General features: G+C 50.5%; 18 protein-coding genes. 9 read left to right on the top strand and 9 right to left on the bottom strand.

Going from position 1 to position 17,648, the window contains the following annotated elements; translation table 11 throughout:
- Window positions 1–97 precede the first annotated feature (97 nt).
- The 5 genes from KDX31_12130 to KDX31_12150 all read left to right on the top strand — a co-directional run bounded on the left by KDX31_12130 (window position 98) and on the right by KDX31_12150 (window position 5,377).
- Window positions 98–1,075 (top strand): choline ABC transporter substrate-binding protein, encoded by a 978-nt coding sequence (locus tag KDX31_12130; GenBank protein UTW02107.1) that lies wholly within the window; start codon window positions 98–100, stop codon window positions 1,073–1,075.
- A gap of 162 nt (window positions 1,076–1,237) precedes the next feature.
- The gene (gene choW / locus KDX31_12135; GenBank protein ID UTW02108.1) at window positions 1,238–2,083 is read left to right on the top strand and encodes a choline ABC transporter permease subunit; all 846 of its coding nucleotides are present in this window, start codon (window positions 1,238–1,240) and stop codon (window positions 2,081–2,083) included.
- A 2-nt stretch (window positions 2,084–2,085) separates the two neighbouring features.
- Window positions 2,086–3,294 carry a choline ABC transporter ATP-binding protein gene (gene choV / locus KDX31_12140; protein UTW02109.1) on the top strand — a complete coding sequence of 403 codons (1,209 nt, stop codon included), beginning with the start codon at window positions 2,086–2,088 and terminating at the stop codon, window positions 3,292–3,294.
- Between the two features lie 82 nt (window positions 3,295–3,376).
- On the top strand, window positions 3,377–4,507 hold the full coding sequence (locus KDX31_12145; GenBank protein ID UTW02110.1) for a BCCT family transporter: 1,131 nt from the start codon (window positions 3,377–3,379) through the stop codon (window positions 4,505–4,507).
- A gap of 147 nt (window positions 4,508–4,654) precedes the next feature.
- The gene (locus tag KDX31_12150; protein ID UTW02111.1) at window positions 4,655–5,377 is read left to right on the top strand and encodes a TorF family putative porin; all 723 of its coding nucleotides are present in this window, start codon (window positions 4,655–4,657) and stop codon (window positions 5,375–5,377) included.
- Between the two features lie 153 nt (window positions 5,378–5,530).
- Here KDX31_12150 and betI read toward each other — a convergent pair whose 3' ends face one another.
- Together betI and KDX31_12160 are read right to left on the bottom strand one after the other, a co-directional pair.
- The gene (gene betI / locus KDX31_12155; protein ID UTW02112.1) at window positions 5,531–6,112 is read right to left on the bottom strand and encodes a transcriptional regulator BetI; all 582 of its coding nucleotides are present in this window, start codon (window positions 6,110–6,112) and stop codon (window positions 5,531–5,533) included.
- A gap of 130 nt (window positions 6,113–6,242) precedes the next feature.
- A complete protein-coding gene (locus KDX31_12160; protein UTW02113.1) occupies window positions 6,243–6,641 on the bottom strand; it encodes a hypothetical protein in 399 nt (132 codons plus the stop codon).
- 246 nt (window positions 6,642–6,887) lie between these two features.
- Between KDX31_12160 and KDX31_12165 the strand changes: the two genes are divergently transcribed.
- Window positions 6,888–7,076 (top strand): hypothetical protein, encoded by a 189-nt coding sequence (locus KDX31_12165; protein ID UTW02114.1) that lies wholly within the window; start codon window positions 6,888–6,890, stop codon window positions 7,074–7,076.
- Window positions 7,077–7,105: 29 nt separating this feature from the next.
- Here the strand turns inward: KDX31_12165 and KDX31_12170 are convergent, their stop codons facing one another.
- A complete protein-coding gene (locus tag KDX31_12170) occupies window positions 7,106–8,479 on the bottom strand; it encodes a HAMP domain-containing histidine kinase (protein UTW02115.1) in 1,374 nt (457 codons plus the stop codon).
- Entirely contained in the window at window positions 8,476–9,192 is a 717-nt protein-coding gene (locus tag KDX31_12175; protein ID UTW02116.1) for a response regulator, read from the bottom strand. The genes KDX31_12170 and KDX31_12175 overlap by 4 nt, the downstream gene beginning before the upstream one ends.
- A 205-nt stretch (window positions 9,193–9,397) precedes the next feature.
- Here KDX31_12175 and KDX31_12180 point away from each other — a divergent pair, with 205 nt between their 5' ends.
- Both KDX31_12180 and KDX31_12185 read left to right on the top strand, forming a co-directional pair.
- A complete protein-coding gene (locus KDX31_12180; protein UTW02117.1) occupies window positions 9,398–10,246 on the top strand; it encodes a hypothetical protein in 849 nt (282 codons plus the stop codon).
- A gap of 47 nt (window positions 10,247–10,293) precedes the next feature.
- Window positions 10,294–10,878 carry a polyisoprenoid-binding protein gene (locus KDX31_12185; protein UTW02118.1) on the top strand — a complete coding sequence of 195 codons (585 nt, stop codon included), beginning with the start codon at window positions 10,294–10,296 and terminating at the stop codon, window positions 10,876–10,878.
- 84 nt (window positions 10,879–10,962) lie between these two features.
- Here the strand turns inward: KDX31_12185 and KDX31_12190 are convergent, their stop codons facing one another.
- The gene (locus tag KDX31_12190) at window positions 10,963–11,616 is read right to left on the bottom strand and encodes a DUF480 domain-containing protein (protein ID UTW02119.1); all 654 of its coding nucleotides are present in this window, start codon (window positions 11,614–11,616) and stop codon (window positions 10,963–10,965) included.
- 169 nt (window positions 11,617–11,785) lie between these two features.
- Here KDX31_12190 and KDX31_12195 point away from each other — a divergent pair, with 169 nt between their 5' ends.
- Window positions 11,786–12,418 (top strand): MOSC domain-containing protein, encoded by a 633-nt coding sequence (locus KDX31_12195; protein ID UTW02120.1) that lies wholly within the window; start codon window positions 11,786–11,788, stop codon window positions 12,416–12,418.
- A 12-nt stretch (window positions 12,419–12,430) separates the two neighbouring features.
- On the opposite strand, the gene KDX31_12200 is transcribed toward KDX31_12195, so the two are convergent.
- The 4 genes from KDX31_12200 to qhpC all read right to left on the bottom strand — a co-directional run bounded on the left by KDX31_12200 (window position 12,431) and on the right by qhpC (window position 17,648).
- Window positions 12,431–14,395: a sigma-54-dependent Fis family transcriptional regulator gene (locus tag KDX31_12200; GenBank protein ID UTW02121.1), complete on the bottom strand. Its 1,965-nt coding sequence runs from the start codon at window positions 14,393–14,395 to the stop codon at window positions 12,431–12,433.
- Between the two features lie 292 nt (window positions 14,396–14,687).
- On the bottom strand, window positions 14,688–16,019 hold the full coding sequence (locus KDX31_12205) for an alginate export family protein (GenBank protein UTW02122.1): 1,332 nt from the start codon (window positions 16,017–16,019) through the stop codon (window positions 14,688–14,690).
- A gap of 141 nt (window positions 16,020–16,160) precedes the next feature.
- Window positions 16,161–17,303: a quinohemoprotein amine dehydrogenase subunit beta gene (gene peaD / locus KDX31_12210; GenBank protein UTW02123.1), complete on the bottom strand. Its 1,143-nt coding sequence runs from the start codon at window positions 17,301–17,303 to the stop codon at window positions 16,161–16,163.
- An 18-nt stretch (window positions 17,304–17,321) separates the two neighbouring features.
- A complete protein-coding gene (gene qhpC, locus KDX31_12215) occupies window positions 17,322–17,648 on the bottom strand; it encodes a quinohemoprotein amine dehydrogenase subunit gamma (GenBank protein ID UTW02124.1) in 327 nt (108 codons plus the stop codon).

Raw genomic sequence — 17,648 nt, forward strand, 5'->3', positions numbered from 1 at the left:
CTCAGGTTGCACCACAGTCCGGTGTAACTCGAAATCAATAATTGGATATAAGAGAACAGATAGCACAAATAAAATTACTAACGAAGGGTATACATCAATGACTACACGACGGAAAAATTTCAGCCAGAAAGCTTCCCTGCTCAAGGGTGTCTCAACAGCACTGGGACTGGCTGTGGCAACCAGTTTCACAGCTTCAGGCGCATTCGCAGGACAGTGTGAAAATGTGCGTTTTTCAGATGTTGGCTGGACGGATATTACAGCAACCACCGCCGTGACCAGTGAACTGGTTGCCGGTCTTGGTTATAAGCCATCCACTCAACTGCTGTCAGTGCCGGTCACCTATACCTCTCTGGCGAATGCCGACATCGATGTGTTCCTGGGTAACTGGATGCCAACCATGGAAGGCGATATCGCTAAATATCGCGATGCCGGCACCGTTGAAACTATTCGAGCCAACCTTGAGGGGGCGAAATATACCCTGGCAGTACCGAAATACGCCTATGACGCTGGACTGAAAAGCTTTGCTGACATCGCAAAGTTCAAAGATAAACTCAAAGGCCGGGTATACGGTATAGAGCCCGGCAACGACGGCAACCGCCTGATTCAGGGAATGATCGACGATGATGCCTTTGGTCTGAAGGGTTTTAAACTGGTTGAATCAAGTGAAGCCGGTATGATCTCTCAGGTATCCCGTGCGGCTAAACGTGACCAGTGGGTCGTATTCCTCGGCTGGGCACCTCATCCGATGAACTCGAACATTGAGATGGAATACCTGTCAGGCGGCGATGATTTCTTCGGCCCTAACTACGGCGGCGCAAATGTGTATACCAATGTTCGTAAGAACTACACTGAAGAGTGTCCGAATGTGGGGCACCTGCTGCAAAACCTCTCTTTCTCTCTGGAGATGGAAAACATGATCATGGGCTCCATTCTGGACGATGACATGAAACCCGATGCAGCTGCCCGTGCCTGGTTGAAGACTCACCCAGAGGTTCTTAACGACTGGCTGGAAGGCGTTACCACATTAGACGGCAACGATGCACTGGCCGCGGTTCGCGCGCATCTCGAACTTTAAAGCGCTGACAAGAGCCCTCTCGGAGAGCTCAGATATCAGTACCGATCAACCGCAGACAGATTAAATGACTGACGCTTAATCTGACTGCGAGATTGTTTCCCACCGCCAGTATTCGCTAATCCGAGTTGAATGCTGGCAGTCTAACTGTAAAAAGGCAGTCGTATGAACTGGATTACAGAACACAAAATCCCTCTGGGTAACTGGATGGAAGCTTTCGTTGACTGGCTTACGTATAATGCTGCTGGCTTCTTTGATGCTATCTCAATATCGCTGGAATGGCTGATACTCTCAGTTGTTGAAATATTCCAGTGGTTCCCGCCCTTTGTCCCTATGATCATGACTGCAGCACTCGCCTGGGCTCTGCATCGCAGCATTCCACTGGTAATCTTTGTTGTGGTTGCCCTGCTACTCATTCTTAATCTGGGCTACTGGCAGGAGATGCTGGAGACCTTCGTTCTGGTTCTGACCGCCACCACGCTGTCCGTTATTATGGGTATTCCTATCGGGATTCTGGCTGCACATAACCCCCGTCTGTACACATTTCTGCGGCCGATACTGGATATGATGCAGACCATTCCAACCTTTGTGTACCTGATTCCAACGCTGGTACTGTTTGGTCTGGGGGTTGTCCCTGGCCTGATCTCCACCATTATTTTTGCCATTGCAGCTCCTATCCGCCTGACCTATCTGGGTATCAGCAAAGTGCCGGAAAGCCTGATCGAGGCGGGTAAAGCATTTGGTGCGACACCATCGAAGCTGCTGTTTAAGGTGGAGCTGCCTGCTGCAATGCCCAGCATTATGGCGGGAATCACCCAGTGCATCATGCTGTCACTGTCGATGGTGGTTATTGCCGCTCTGGTCGGCGCTGATGGTCTGGGTAAGCCGGTTATACGGGCACTCAATACTGTCAATATCTCTCAGGGTTTCGAAGCGGGACTGGCGATTGTTCTTGTCGCGATCATCCTTGACCGTATCTTTAAAGCCCCCGGTTCAAAAGAGGAAAGCTAATCATGTCTGCTATCAGTATTCGCAATCTGGACGTAGTTTTCGGCGACAATGTTGAAACCAGCCTCAAGCTGCTTGATCAGGGCAAAACCCGACAGGAGATCATCGACCTCGGTGGCAATGTTGTGGGCGTCCATAACGCCAGCATCGAAGTGGCCGAAGGAGAGATCTGTGTCCTGATGGGGCTGTCAGGTTCGGGCAAATCAAGCCTGCTACGGGCCGTTAATGGATTAAATCCAATCAGCCGTGGTGAACTGCTGGTCCGGGACGGCGACCAGATGGTCGATATCGGTGCCTGCGATGAAGCAACGCTGCGTCATATGCGCACCCGACGAATATCTATGGTATTTCAAAGTTTTGCTCTCATGCCCTGGCTAACCGTACTGGATAACGTCGCGTTTGGTCTTGAGATGCAAGGTATCGGCAAGCAGGAACGTCGCGCCAAAGCGATGGAGAAACTGGAGATGGTCGGACTGCATGAGTGGAGTAATAAGTACGCTCATGAGCTGTCCGGCGGAATGCAGCAACGGGTTGGTTTAGCCAGAGCCTTCGCTATGGACAGCGATATATTGCTCATGGACGAGCCTTTTTCGGCTCTGGATCCACTGATCCGTAGTCAGTTGCAGGATGAGCTGATTGAACTGCAACAACAGTTAAACAAAACCATTCTGTTTGTCAGCCATGACCTCGATGAAGCCCTGAAAATTGGCACCAATATCGCCATTATGGAATCGGCACAGATCATTCAGCACGGTAAACCCGAAGATATTGTACTCAACCCGGTTAACGCTTACGTCGAAGAATTTGTTGCCCATACCAATCCGCTCAACGTACTCAAGGGCCGTTCTCTGATGACCAATGTATGCGAGCTTGAGCGTCTTGAAGATATGCTGGTACTCAACCGCAACGACAACACCTGCATCAGCACCAACACCTCGGGTGAGGTAGTCTCCGCCAGCCGTCAGGGCATGCCGCTGGAGCTGCACCACTGGCAAGAGGGCCAAAACATTGATCTGCTGCCGGAACAGGCTCTGGTTATGGCGACACCCGATATCTCTATGCGTCAGGCAATCGAGATACGTTATCGCACCGGACATCCGGTACTGCTAAATGAGCAGAACAGTCTGGTTGGCATTCTCTCCGATAAGGATTTCTATCACGCCCTGCTGGGCAAACACTTCACTGCATCGGAGACCGGTGCGACAACGTTATAACCGTTAATAACGTCACGTTCTATGCGATTACAGGCCGTTCTCCGGTCTGAACATAAAAAAAAATAATAAGGGGCTAGTCTGAATGACCACTATATTAACCGTAGCTATTTTAGCTGCACTTCTGACGTCGGGATTTATCGTCATAAAAGCAGGTAATGTTACCTGTAAAGGAACAATACCCAGCTCTTTGTTTGCCTTTATTGCAATCCTGTTTACCTCCGGACTGGATGTCGGGCTCATAATGTTTCCACTGACTGAGTTCCCAACCTATGCGACCGAAGAGGTGTATCAGTTCACCAACCCACTGGCTATCGAATTTGGTTTCTGGGGCTTTCTGGTATGGGGATTCTACTTTCTCACCACGTTCTACTTCTGCGTCATTGAACCTAAGGTACAGTTGTTTGAAAAACCGCTGATTAAGTTTGTTAACAATATCGTTATCATGGGAACCTGTGCGTTTACCGGTTTCCTGTTCCTCGACTATCTACCGAGTTATGTTCCGGATATATCTGATCCGGTTCGTTTTGGGCTGACAGCACTGGTTGTTGCGCTGGCAGTTTTTTCCAGCACCGATATCAGCTACATCAAAGTACTGAGTGTCGCATCCACCTGGTTGTTTTTTGCCCTCATCGCAGCGGTGATGCTAAACGCACCCGGTTTAGGTTTTGGCGAACTACTACAAACAATGACCAATATTGGCGGGTACTTTACCCATATCGACCAGTTCACCCGGCCTATCTCTGACTATCATCAGTTCTACCTGTTCTGGTGGTTTAGCTGGAGTATTATGATTGGCCAGTTCGTCGCCCGCTTCGTTGGGGGACTGAAAACCTGGCAGTTGTGTGCAGCACTGTTAGTTATTCCGTCGATCCCCCTGGCCATCTGGTTCTCAGTACTTTATTACCACTACATTAACGCTATCGAAATCACCTATATGCTGAACCTGGCTATGGTCTTTGTTGGCATTGTGTTTGTCATCAATTCTCTCGATTCACTGATACGTCTCTATACCTCAAATTTGGATATCACTGTCGAACGTTTCGGTAAGACCCGCTACATACTGGGCAACTTTGTACTCATGTATGGACTGATCCTGGCCTACCAGTTCACCCCCTTCAATATTGAATGGGTGGGTTTGCTGGTTATCGCTATCTACGCTGCAGTCTATCTGCTGCTGGCACAACGAAGTCGGCTGGTATTACAAACGGCCTGAGCCGCAGGTAATCAAGTCACCCAGAACATTAGATAAATCACTTTCTGGCCACTGCCTGATGCTTCAGGTAGCGGCCCCGCTATGCCCGAAATTCGGTCTGGATACGAATAAGGGAACAACTAACCCTCCTAACACTGGGGATAAACTATGTTTAAAAAAGCAGTATCAACCGCAATCATTGCCTCCTCTGCGACCTTTGCACTGCAGGCGCATGCTGACGTTTCCGCCACGGTCACTCTGGTGTCTGATTACGTCTATAACGGGGTCAGTTCTACCGATGGGGATCCGACACTGCAAGGCAGTGTTGACTGGTATAACGACGCAGGATTCTACGCAGGAGTCTGGGCTTCGGGCCTGGATAAGGATAGCTACAGCAGCGCTGAAGTCGAAATCGACTACTATGCAGGTTATGCTGGCAGTATCAATGACGACTTCGGCTATGATCTTGGATATGCGTTTTACACCTACCCGGGAGCGGACGATGCAGGCGCTGAATCTGATTATGGCGAACTGTACGGCTCTGTTACCTACAAAGAGAACACCACCGCTAAAGTGCTGTATTCAGATAACTATTTTGGTGACGCGGGTAACTCAGTCATTGTCTCTCTGAGTCATACCATCAACCTGCCGGAAGATTTCAGTCTGACACTGGAAGCCGCTCACACCAAGTTGCTGGAAGATGGCGGTGACTATTATTTCGGCTCGAAAGTGAATGACGACTCCTACAGCAACTGGGGTGTGTCTGTTGCGAAAAGCGTTGCCGGGTTTGATCTTTCTCTGGGCTATACCGACACAGATATCGAAGATAACTACTGGGGTGATACTACTGATGCACGGGCAGTCTTTAGCATCAGCCGTACCTTTGAATAAGGCTCTTTAAGACAGCCGTACATGCGTGAGTTTCGTAACTATCTTGGTAACTATCAACAGTGCTTCCCCTTCAGGGCTGTTGATAGTTACACTAAAGACCCCGATTTTCCTGAACCGGGGTCTTTCATACACACTCAGATGCTGTAGAACTGATTAAGCCAGCTGCAGCGCCAGATAATCAGTAATCATCCGCTGGGCCAGTTCGGCATTGATACCCTGCGGTGATAACGCCCCCCTCAGCCAGATACCATCGATCAGTGCGGCGATACCCTGGGCGACAAAAACTGCTTTATCCGCAGGCAGGATCTTTTTCAGTTCCAGAGACAGATGAGAAAGCAGGCGCTTTTCATTAACACGCTGGAGACGAAACAGCGCTTCGTCATGCATCGACTGAGACCAGAACGCCAACCAGGTTTTTACCACCTTACTGTCCATCTGATCGGTTGAGAAATTCCCCCCCACTATCGCCTGAATCCGTGCCACAACATCGTCCGGCCCCACGTCCTGCAAACGGCTCTTCACGCCTTCGGACAGCTGCTTCAGAACAGAGCGCATAGTGGCTTCAAGCAGACCGCTTTTACCACCAAAGTAATGGTTAATAATGGCAGGTGAAACCCCCGCATAGCTACTGATCATCACCACACTGGCTTTCTGTAAACCTACAGCATTAATCGCCTCCATCGTGGCGTTAATCAACTGCGGCTTCCTGATTTCTGGCATTCCTACTTTAGGCATTCAATGGGATCCGTAAACTTAAATAGACGTTTAATTTAAAGTGCCTTCCTGACTCTGAACTGTCAACCCCACATAGGTATCTATCGGCCTGAAAGCATTCAGAAATTCAGATAACTGTCAAAATGACCACCTATGGCTGTGTCAGTTTGTTAACCTGTTGCAGTTCATCCTCAGTCAATTCAGCGTAACCTCGTGGATAAGACCAGCCATAGCCCCAGCGAAACGTTGTCGGAAAAGCGGGACTTCCCCCGACTCTGACACCGGCCAGCATCAACATCGCTGTTTTTGGCTTACCCAGTGCAGCAACACACTGTTTAAGCTGCTTATCTGCATCAAGACGCTGCTGGTAAGTGCCCCCTTGCCAGTACGCCCGGTCATGCTCCTCACAGCAGGCTAACCAGAGAGTATTCTCTTCCAGTGTCCCATCAGGAAACGCGCTGCAACCATCACTGGTAAACGGTTTCAGTTCATCGCAAAACGAGTAGCCGGGCAACAGGCAGATCAATAACAGCCAAGTCAGATGCTTCATTCCAGTCCCCTCCTTCAACTCAGACAAAGCCATACCCGTACAGATAATACGCCTTTTAACCCAGAAACAGCTATTGATGCAGATTATTTGTTCACTGATGAGTCTGTCTATATCTACAGGCTGATCGATCCTTCATTTTTAAGCGTAAACAGACTCGATAGAAAAAATACTGATCATTTATTGAGCAATCCAAAAAATCTTTTCTATACTTCCTTGTCACCTGAACAATAAATAGAGAGATTAGAAATGAAAGCCCTGCGTCTGCGAAACGTTCCCAAACCACCGCCCGCTCATGAAACACACGAATCGATTCGTAATCAGACCAGCCAGTTTCTGCAACAGGGTGGAAGAATTACAGTCGTGCCTTCGGGATTCAGCGGTATCCCCCGGATGCAGGGACCGCAGCAAAGAACCGGCAAAAAACTGCTACTCTGAAACAGGTAGCAGGAAAGCAGATAATCCAGTCAGTTTAATGGCAGAGATAGTTTAACTTCCAGCCCTTTAGGCTCGAGGTTGCGTAACGCTATATCGCCACCATGAGCATGGGCGATGGTGCGGGCGATCGCCATCCCCAAACCGATACCCCCGGTATGACGATTACGTGAGTTTTCTAAACGAACAAAGGGATCGAACACCCGGTTCCAGTCCGCTTCAGGAATACCCGGCCCCTGATCCTTAACGGTGATATGCAGCTCATCTCCAAGCTGAGTTAAACTGACCCGTGCGCTTTCACCATAGTGACAAGCATTTTCAATCAGGTTAGCCAGCGCCCGTTTCATTGCCCCGGGGCTGCAATTATAAGGCGTACGCTGCAGCTCATCACAACTGACATTCAACCCCATCTCGCTAAGATCATCACACTGACTCTCAATCAGCGCCGCAATATCAATACAACGCTTATCTTCACAGGCGATATCCTCACGGGTAAATGCCAGCGTGGCCTCGGTCATCTCCTGCATATCATCCAGAGTACGCAGCATCCGCTGCCGGGTTGGCAGATCATCAATAAACTCTGCCTGCAAACGCAGCGAGGTCAGCGGCGTTCTCAGATCGTGCGAAATGGCGGCCAGCATCAGGGTCCGGTTTTTCACAAAGCGCTCAATCCGCTCGCGCATCCGGTTAAAAGCGTAGATTGTTCTGCGCACATCTTCCGGTCCCTCGTCAGGTACTGGCCCTACGGTTTCACCCCGGCCCAACTGGTCACTGGCTTCGATCAGCACATCCAGAGACCGGGTCGCATAGCGAACAATCAGTACAATCGCGACCACAGTGAAGACAAATAATCCCAGTGCCACCAGCACCGCAGCTAACCAGCCGGGAAAGACACTCGATGACATTAACGTGCCATTGAGCCAACCCTCTTGGTCGCGACGAATGGAGACAATGGCCAATGGCCTGCGGTTATCGGACTGATTCAGGAATAGTTGCGGGTTTAGCAGGTTTTGTATCCAACTGTAACACCAGTAATACCGCGGACTGATCGATAGACTTATCGGTCCCATACCATCGGTTTTGTTAATCAGGTTCTGATACAGAGGGTGATCCTGTTCGGTCAGATTTTCTTCTGTCACGGCGGGTAACGGCTGGATAGCAAAGCGGAACAGATCGGTCGATACGGATTCCAGAATCTGGGCGTGTAACTCAGCGGGAGTATCATTAAGTAAACGCTGGACTGACGCGCTGCGGGTCACCAGATCTTCCATGTGAGTCCAGCGAACCGCTCTGCCACGCTCTTCATAGTAGATATATACCGTGACAGCATTAACCAGACCGAATACCAGAATCAACAAACCGATAACGCGCCCGGAGAGGCTTTTTTGTAGCTGCCTGATCATCATCGCGAAATATCCACTGACAACAGATATCCACCACCCCAGACAGTTTTAATCAGTTCAGGGTGGGAAGGATCTGTTTCGATCTTACGGCGCAGACGACTAACCTGATTATCAATACTACGATCAAATACATCCGCCTGACGACCACGGGTAAGGTCCAGCAGTTGATCACGACTTAAAACCCGTTTGGGGTGGGCCAGAAAGGTCGATAGCAGTTTGAATTCTGAAGTGCTCAGGGGAACAGCCACGCTATCCGGTCCGATAAGTTCCCGCCGGGCAACATCCAGTTTCCAGATATCAAAACAGATAATCTCATCATCAAGCGCCTCTTTTCGTGGCGGCATCGACTCAGTACGTCTTAGCACGGCCTTAATACGGGCCAGCAGTTCACGGGGAAAGAAAGGTTTGGAAAGGTAATCATCGGCACCCATCTCCAACCCGACAACCCGGTCGGTCTGATCGGCCATCGCCGTCAGCATTATGATAGGAATCTGCCCCTGTTCACGCAGGTAGCGACACAGGGTTAAGCCATCATCACCCGGCATCATGATATCCAGGACGACCAGATCAATGGCACTGGTCTGCATCACCGCTTTCATCTCATCCCCACCGTTGGCTGATGAAACCCGGTAGCCATGCTCTGAAAGATAGCGACTGATCAGGTCCCGGATCTCCTGATGATCATCAACAACTAAGATATGGGGAGTGCTGTTCATGTTACCTGTGTAATCAAATAGTTTGCTCAGTATTCAGAATATCGTTTTTTTCAGCGCCGTCCTAACCTAAAGTGTATCAAAATGTGTCAAACAGCGGCTTGGATACGCTTTGCGACAATATCACTGTAATTGGAAAAACTTTTGAGACACTTTACCGTTGTAATATCCATACTCAATCACATCAGGACATTTACGAGGATCATTGATGGAGCTGTCACTCAGCAATCCGATCGTGCAGAGCTCAATTCTGCCTTTATTTTTAAGTCTGCTTATCGCCGGAGCTCTGGGCTTCACATCGGCAAAAGGCGCCCGGATTGCAACTCTTGGGGTAGCAATCAGCGCACTGATTACGGTTATCGTTATCCAGGGTTTCAGCTTTCCGCCCAAATCGACCTCACAGAAGTTACCCTACCTGATCGCTGCCGCAGGCATGATCGGTCTGGTCTTTGATCTGCTAAAACTGCAAGGCAATCTCTGGCGACTGGCCGGTATTATACTCCCGCTAGCCACGCTTGGCTGGCTATTCGGCAGCCGCCTTGGCAGCACCCAGATTGATGGTTTCATCTATCTGGCTGCAGCACTGCTGGTTTCACTCTTCGCCTACTGGCAATTCGAAAAAAGCCGCCACCGGCTCGATAGCGGCATACAGATTCTGCTTTACTGTGCCGGGCTAGGTGCGATTTTGATGATCGGTTCTTCGGCGATGCTTTCGCAGAGTACTTTTGGGCTGATGGCCGCCGTGGGTGGTTTTCTGCTCCTGAACTGGCCTAAGTTCAGATTCCCGATGGGCGCTGCAATGGTATTTCCTATGACAACCGCGCTGGCGGCCCTGACCGCTCAAAGCCTGTTTTTTACCAAGGCCAGCGGAGTTGCGATAGCCGTGCTGATACCGGTACTCATGATCAGCTACCTGCTGCCAAAAATTCCACTACTGAAAAAAGTTTCGTCTCCGGCTATCAGGGCGATCTGCCTGACGGCTGTTGGTGTTATTCCACTGGGAGCCAGCATCCTTTGCGCCATCATGCTGACTGAAACCAGTACCCTGGGCTATTAACCCTTATGCTTCCCTCTCAACTAACTATTCCTACAGAGGTTCAGAAAATGACTTTTAAAAAACTGCTCGGTACTTCAATTATCGCTGCAACCATGGCTGTTTCATCACTCTCTCAGGCAGCACCTGCCGAATACGAGATCGATATGGCGCACACCAATGCTCTGTTTAATGTGAACCACCTGGGCCTGTCCAATATGCTGGGCCGCTTCGATGAGCTGACAGGTTCGCTGGTGTTTGACAAAGAAAATATTGAAAACTCTAAGGTCGAGATCACTATCGCCACCGCATCAATCAATACCTTCCATGCGAAGCGTGACGAGCACCTGAGCTCTCCTGACTTTTTCAATGCCGCGGAGTTCCCGGAGATGACGTTCTCCAGCACCTCAGTCACGAAGACGGGCGAAAACACCGCCAAACTAACCGGTGACCTGACCCTGCTGGGCGTTACCAAGCCGGTTGATCTGGATCTGACCATTAACAAAGTAGGTGAGCACCCGTTCAATAAGAAGCAGGTTGCAGGTTTCACCGCTACCGGCAATATCAAACGCAGTGATTTCGGCATGAAGTACGGTGTACCAATGATCGGCGATGACATTGCTCTGCGACTGGAAATGGAAGCCGGGCTTAAGTAAGCCTGCAGTTACGGGAAGCCCGCTCTCCCCCCCAGGGCTTCCCGGCTGACTCACAAGCACATCCTCTGGCCTCAGAGTACAAGGTTACTGAGCCAGTTTCTCCTCCAGCATTGCGACTGTTTTTTCAAGCTCGGCAATGCGCTGTTCAAGGCTCTCTATTCTTTCACTGCTGATACGTGTACTGGCCGCTGCCGGTGTACTATATTCCGATGGATCAGCGGCTTCCACTTCACCGCTGAACAGGTGAGCATAACGGGATTCCCGCTTACCCGGCTCCCGTGGCATCCTCACGACCAGCGGAAATTCTTCCCGTTCGCTCATCTTCTGCAATACCGCCTCAGTCTCATGTACATCGCTGAAACTGCACAAACGGTTCGTACGACTGCGCAGTTCACCCGGGGTCTGTGGCCCGCGCAAAAACAGTGTACAAACAAGCGCCAGCTCCTGCTCGCTCAACTGTAACTTAGAAAATTCGGTGTTACAGAAACGGTGTTTGTACTTCGGTACCCGGCTGCCAAAGCTTCCCTCTTCGCGAATCAGGTGCTTACTGTTCAGCTCATCAAGCACCTCCTGTACATCCGTATCCGACAACTCCATTACCGGATCACGGTTACTTTTCTGGTTACAGGCGGTCGTCAGGGAGTTCAGCGTGAGGGGATACTGATCAGGTGTGGTTTTCTCTTTCTCAATCAGACAGCCGATAACCCGGGTTTGCAAAAGACTCAGATCCATATCCATGTTATACCCCGCTTACAAAAAATAATTAACACATTCATAAGGTTACCCTATTTCCGGAAAATGGCACCTTAATTTTTCAGACAAAATCAACTTTAACCTGCCGCGCTTAACTGGAGATTTGCACCACTCAACTCTACACTGATTCACGAACTCAGCAGGGGATTGTAAAATGCAGAAACGCTCAGTATCCGTAGAGGGTATCTATATCGGTCAACTCAATACTATTGGCCCGGACAATACCCCAACCGGAATTTTTAAAAACCTGTCTGAAAAAACGCATGAGATCACCGAGCTGGGGCTTAGTGATGATATTCAGGTGGATAAGCGCGTACATGGCGGACCGGAAAAAGCGATCTACCACTACCCTGCGGAACATTACGCGCTGTTTAAACAAGCCCTGCCCCACCTGAGTGACAGTTTCATCCCCGGCTCTATCGGTGAGAATATCTCCACCAGCGGATTAACCGATACCGAAGTCCATATTGGTGATACCTTCCGTCTTGGCAGCGCAATTGTGCAGGTATCCCAGCCCCGCCGCCCCTGCTGGAAGGTAAATCAGAAATATGGCAATGCACATATCGCCTCGCTGATTATGTCGGAGGCGATCTCTGGCTGGTATTACCGGGTATTGGAAACCGGTGAATTGAGTCCCGGTGACACGCTTGAGTTACTTGAGAGAATGGAAAACAGTATCCCGGTTGCTGAGATCTGGCAGATCTTTATGGCCCGCTTTGATAAAAACAGCGGTTATACACCACCGGAACATGTCCCAGGGCTTTCCGATGAATGGCGCTTTGACTAGCGCTTTAATACATCACGCGCCTTCCAGCTGTTTAAGCTTGCGATACAGGGTGGCGCGACTGATGCCTAACTCATTCGCGGTTGCCGAGATATTCCCCTCGTTCTGCTCCAGTACCTGCTGAATGGTTAACAGCTCACTGGTTTTTAACGTGCCGCCCGTCTGATTCAGGGCAATACTACTGCCTGTCGATGTTCCCTGGCTATTAAGTTCTTCAAGAAAATCATCACTGATATGACAGCTATCGATCTCCACTTCATTCGGTTCCATAAAGGCGATGGCCACCCGCAGAGTGGTTTCCAATTGACGGATATTACCGGGCCAGTGATAGGCTAATAACTGCACCATCAGTTCGGGTGCAAGTTCAATCTGGCGGCCATCCGGTGTCAACTGATGAAGGAAGTAGTGGATAAAATCCTCTTTATCGGTGCGATCACGGAATGCAGGAATGCGCAGGCAAACGCCGTTGAGACGGTAATAAAGATCTTCCCGGAACAAACCTTCGGCAACCAACGCTTTCAGGTCACGGTGGGAAGCACAAATCACCGCAATATCCAGCGCGATCTCATCGCCGCCGCCCAGTGGGGCGATTGTGCGTTCCTGCAACACCCGAAGCAAGCGGGCCTGCAGCGCCAGTGGCATATCACCGATCTCATCAAGAAAGAGGGTTCCTCCCTGCGCCTGTTCCAGCCGTCCAATCATGCCGCCTTTGCGGGAACCGGTAAAAGCACCTTCCCGATATCCAAACAACTCCGATTCGATCAACCCTTCTGGAATCGAAGCACAGTTAACCGCCACAAACGGGCCACCTGTTCGACGGCTATCCAGATGCAAGGATTTGGCCATCACCTCTTTACCGGTGCCGGTCTCCCCCTGAATCAGTACCGGTAATTCGTGGGACAGTGCCCGACTGCCCATACGCACACCTTTCTGTAACCGTGGATCCTGGCCGGCCAGTTCAATCAGAGACGGTGCATTCAGAGGGGCTGGTGCGGGCTTACTGCGGCCGGATTTGGCTGGCGCTTTGTAGGAGGTTGGAAAGCTATTAGGGAAATGCAGCAGTTCACAGTAGAAATCACCGCCACGGGTTCTGAGCTGCCCACGGCCTTTGCGGTGCAGATCGATCAGCAGTACTTCTGGACGCACACCAAACAGCTCTTCAAGGTTGCGCCCCACCAACTGTTCCCGCTTGCGGTTCAGTAACTGACAGATCTGCTCATTAGCCGCCTGAATATGACCATCCAATTCCAGCGCTAACAATCCCTGCCATGAGGAACGCAGGTATTCCGGACGGCTGTGAACACTGAGAACAATATGCTGCTGGAACTGGCCGCTGAACATCCGGTTTTCAATGGAACGTACCGCCTGCTGCACCAGACTAAGATTCGGCGGCAGATCACGATTATCAGTCGGTGAAGTGAGATCCAACACCCCCAGCAGCTCCCCTTTGGGATCGGCGATAGGTGCAGAACAACAGGAAAGATAACCGATCGAATCGAGAAAGTGCTCATTACCCCTGATCATCAGGGGGGAGCGGTTAACAATGGCGGTACCCGGACCATTGGTGCCGCGCAACTCTTCGCCCCAGTTGGCCCCCGGTGCAAGCGCATAGCGGGTGGCGGAATCCAGATGCCGGGTATCGCCCTTTATCTTCAGAATCGTAGCCGATTCATCAGTCAGCATCACCAGTCCGCCATCGGAACTAAAATAGTCAACCAGCTGTTTAATCTCAGGATGAGCCGCTTCGATCAGCCCCCGGTTTTTCTCTTGCAGAGTGTCGATCCTGTCTCTGGAGAGATTTTCCAGATCGAGCGGTGCTTCACAGTTAAGTCCGGCGTTTACACTTCGCTGCCAGGAATCTTCAATCTCGCTACGTAAGACTCCACTGGGGACTTCACCTTCCTGAACAAGCCGATTACGGGCGACCTTCACCGAGTTAAGGGGGTCAGTAGGTAACACGGAATCTATCGACTTTTTCATAGTACTGATCACTCGCCACTGCTTAATTCAACAACTCAAACACAGGTTATCAATTTTTTTACCGTATCCATATGACTATAGCAATCAAATAGTTTTCGCACTGACCGGCCTGCGGCCTTTTTTAACAGCATTTATTAACCGCCTGTTTCAACAGCAAAAAGCCACGGCACCGGAAAACGGGCCGTGGAAAGCGATTAAAAGGTAACCGTGAACAACTACCTTTTTATCGCAGCTGAAGGAGCAGGACCTCCATAGCAATGAAATTAGAGTGTTTATTAGTAACTCTTTTTGATTAGTAGAAATACATCAGTACGGCCTGCAGGTAGAGATTACCATCATCATTTGACTGGTTGGCTATAACATCAGCCCCGTCAGGCTTGTAGTAACCCAGCATCGGACTGAAGACGACGTTATCGTTGATCGACCAGAGGACATACAGGTCCACTTCACTTCCCGCCAGATCAGCAGCATCCGCATCTTTACCAAAATCCCAGTACTGTAAACCAACGGTCAGATCGTCCCGGGGTTGCAACGTCACCTCGATACGATCAACATCATTGCCGCTGTTGGCAGGACCGGCATAATTGGACGCCACCTCACCCTGGAACCAGGTGCCAAACCCCCGGGTGAAACCGAAAAACAGGGGATCAAACGCTTCGTTGTTGGCGGTCGAGCTGTCATCGCCGGAGAACTTCCCGTGACGATAGTTCAGTGTTGGCGACCAGGGCAGATCGGCAAACGTCCAGCCGCCTTCCACATACCACGCATTCGCATCATTCTTAACCGCGGTATCACCACCGCTCTCATTGACATATTCAAATGACAGAAACAGGTTCTCTACCCCCATACTGCCCTGTCCGCGCAGACTGATGATATCCATGCCATCCCGCTGATCCCAGATGCCGAATGCAGTGCCTTTATCAACATCGAGCACCGACATATAACTCAGTCCCAGCGCTCCCTTGGCATCATCAACCCACTCAAGGTTAACCCCGCCAAGCTCGGTATCCTGATGGTAGGGGTTATCTGACTGCAGCCAGAACAGGTCACCCCGCACCGGACCTTCCGGATCAATTTTCAGTACCGCGGTTCTGTCGAAGCTTTTCTGCCCTGCCAGATAGTAAGCCCCACCGCGATCGACATCGATGCCCGGAATTCCCATGTCTCCCAGGCTGATTGCATCACCGGCAATGATAAAACCATCACCTAAGGTAAACTGCTGACGCCCGACTGACAGATCAAAAACACCATTACTACTTTGCCAGCCGATAAAAGCGTTCTCTATTTTCAGCTCGCTCTCATCACCGGAGGTATACCCCCCGGCGTCACCATCACCACCGGTGCCCAGAGCAATCACCCCCAGACCGCCATAGACGGTACCACTGCCCGTTGCATTCCGGCCAACCAGATCACCCTTGAGATAACCTTCCTGCCAGAAATTTCCGCCATCATCGACACCGTTATAGTTCTCTTCGGTGGAGAAGACTCCGGCCATACCTTCAACATTAAACTCAACGGTTTTTCCATCCTGGTCATAAACAGGGGCAGCCTGCACGGCTGTAGCAGTCATAAGCGCAGCCACCAGAGTGTTTAATTTCAGGAATGTGCTGTTATTCTTTTTCATGCTCAGATTCCATAAAATGATTAAAAAATAGAATACGTAAATAAGGCTCAATTCAATTAACACCGGACTTTTGGCAAAGTCCCCCCCTGACAGCCTCATTTGAAGCTGTCTGAAGGGTTTTCACAGTGCTAGGAGGGTTACTTAGCGAACAAATACCTGAGCCGTCGTGGTGGACATATCGCCCCCCGGCAGCTCAATCGTATTCAACCGTTCAAGCGTATCACCATCGAATACCGCAACATGGTTATGGGTACCCGCCAGATAGACTTTGCTGCCAGTCTGGTTAACGGTGACACAATAGTAGGAGTGATCCAGTTCCGCAGCTTTCAGCAGCGTCTGCTTTTCAATATCGTATTTCGCCAGCCGGTTGAGGACACCATACATAATGTTGGAATCCTTAGGCGACCGGGTGCCGGTGAAATACAGTTCAGTGATCGGGCCGAAGTCTTTGGTCTCCGTTGCCCCGGTTTCCAGATTGATATTGAAGTATCCATACAACCAGTCTGCGGTGTTCAGATCGTCAGAACCTTCCTGAAAACGAGCAGTGGTATAGAGAATGGTGAAGTCTTTAGTGGGCGTTTGCACCGCCCAGACGTTCAGAACATCCGGCTGGACATAACGTTCCCGCTGCCAGTTACGGCTGGCAACGGCCACCTCATACTGACCCGTCTGGACATCCATCTTGTAGATATCCGCACCGGCCATATACAGGCCGCCATCCTTGCCCACCTGCATCGCCGTCACCAGACGCGGTGAGGGGAACATTCGCACCGGTTTGGCATCCATCCCCGCATCGGTGCTATAAACCGCCAAACGGGTTGGCTGCACGACGTAATGATCCCGCTCCATCAGCGTCGGGTTCTGTACGGTGTATAGCTCTTTACCGTCATAACTCAGGGCAAACGCATAGATAGTTTTGGTCCGTTCCTGCTTGCTTTGCGCCATCTTCGCGTGGAACTTAACATCACAGGTATCCATATCCACACCGTAGATATCTTCATAACCGTTATTGAGGATATACGCAGTTTTCTTATCCGGAGCGACCTGCAGAGCACCCGGACCAAACCGTCCCGGCATATCACAGGTTTTATAGAGGGTGTCGGTTGCCAGATCCAGCACATGCATCTGATTTGGATAGTTAGCCACCACCATATATTCGTTGCCGGCTTTAAGCGCAGGTCCTTTTGCTGCCATAGCCAGGCCACCGGTTAAAGCTGTTAAACCCAGCGTTAAAGTCGTCAGCATGACAGTCATGCCGCGAGGAAGCATATTTCTTTTTCTCATCGTTAGCATCCTGTTCGGTTAGTCTTTATCAGCCGGGAACACCGTTCCCAGATTGCGCCAGTTATCAGCGGAATTCGCTGCTTTTTCATTCCAGTCCGGGTAGGTATTCATCATGTCCGGTACCTGTGCAGGCCACCAGCAGGGGTCGGCACAGCCATACAGATCCGATTCCATCGGCTGACACAGGGAGGTGACCCCACCAAAGGCATCAATTTCCCAACCGGGATCGGTGGTGGCGGTACAACCAGCGATGGACTGCATCGCGACAACTTCTTCTACCTGATCATCGGCAACGGCCTGAGTCAGAGTGTGTGCTTTGTTATTAACAGGCTTGAGATGTTTCAT

Origin of the sequence: Amphritea atlantica (assembly GCA_024397875.1) — a bacterium.
Taxonomy (GTDB): Bacteria; Pseudomonadota; Gammaproteobacteria; order Pseudomonadales; family Balneatricaceae; genus Amphritea; species Amphritea atlantica_B.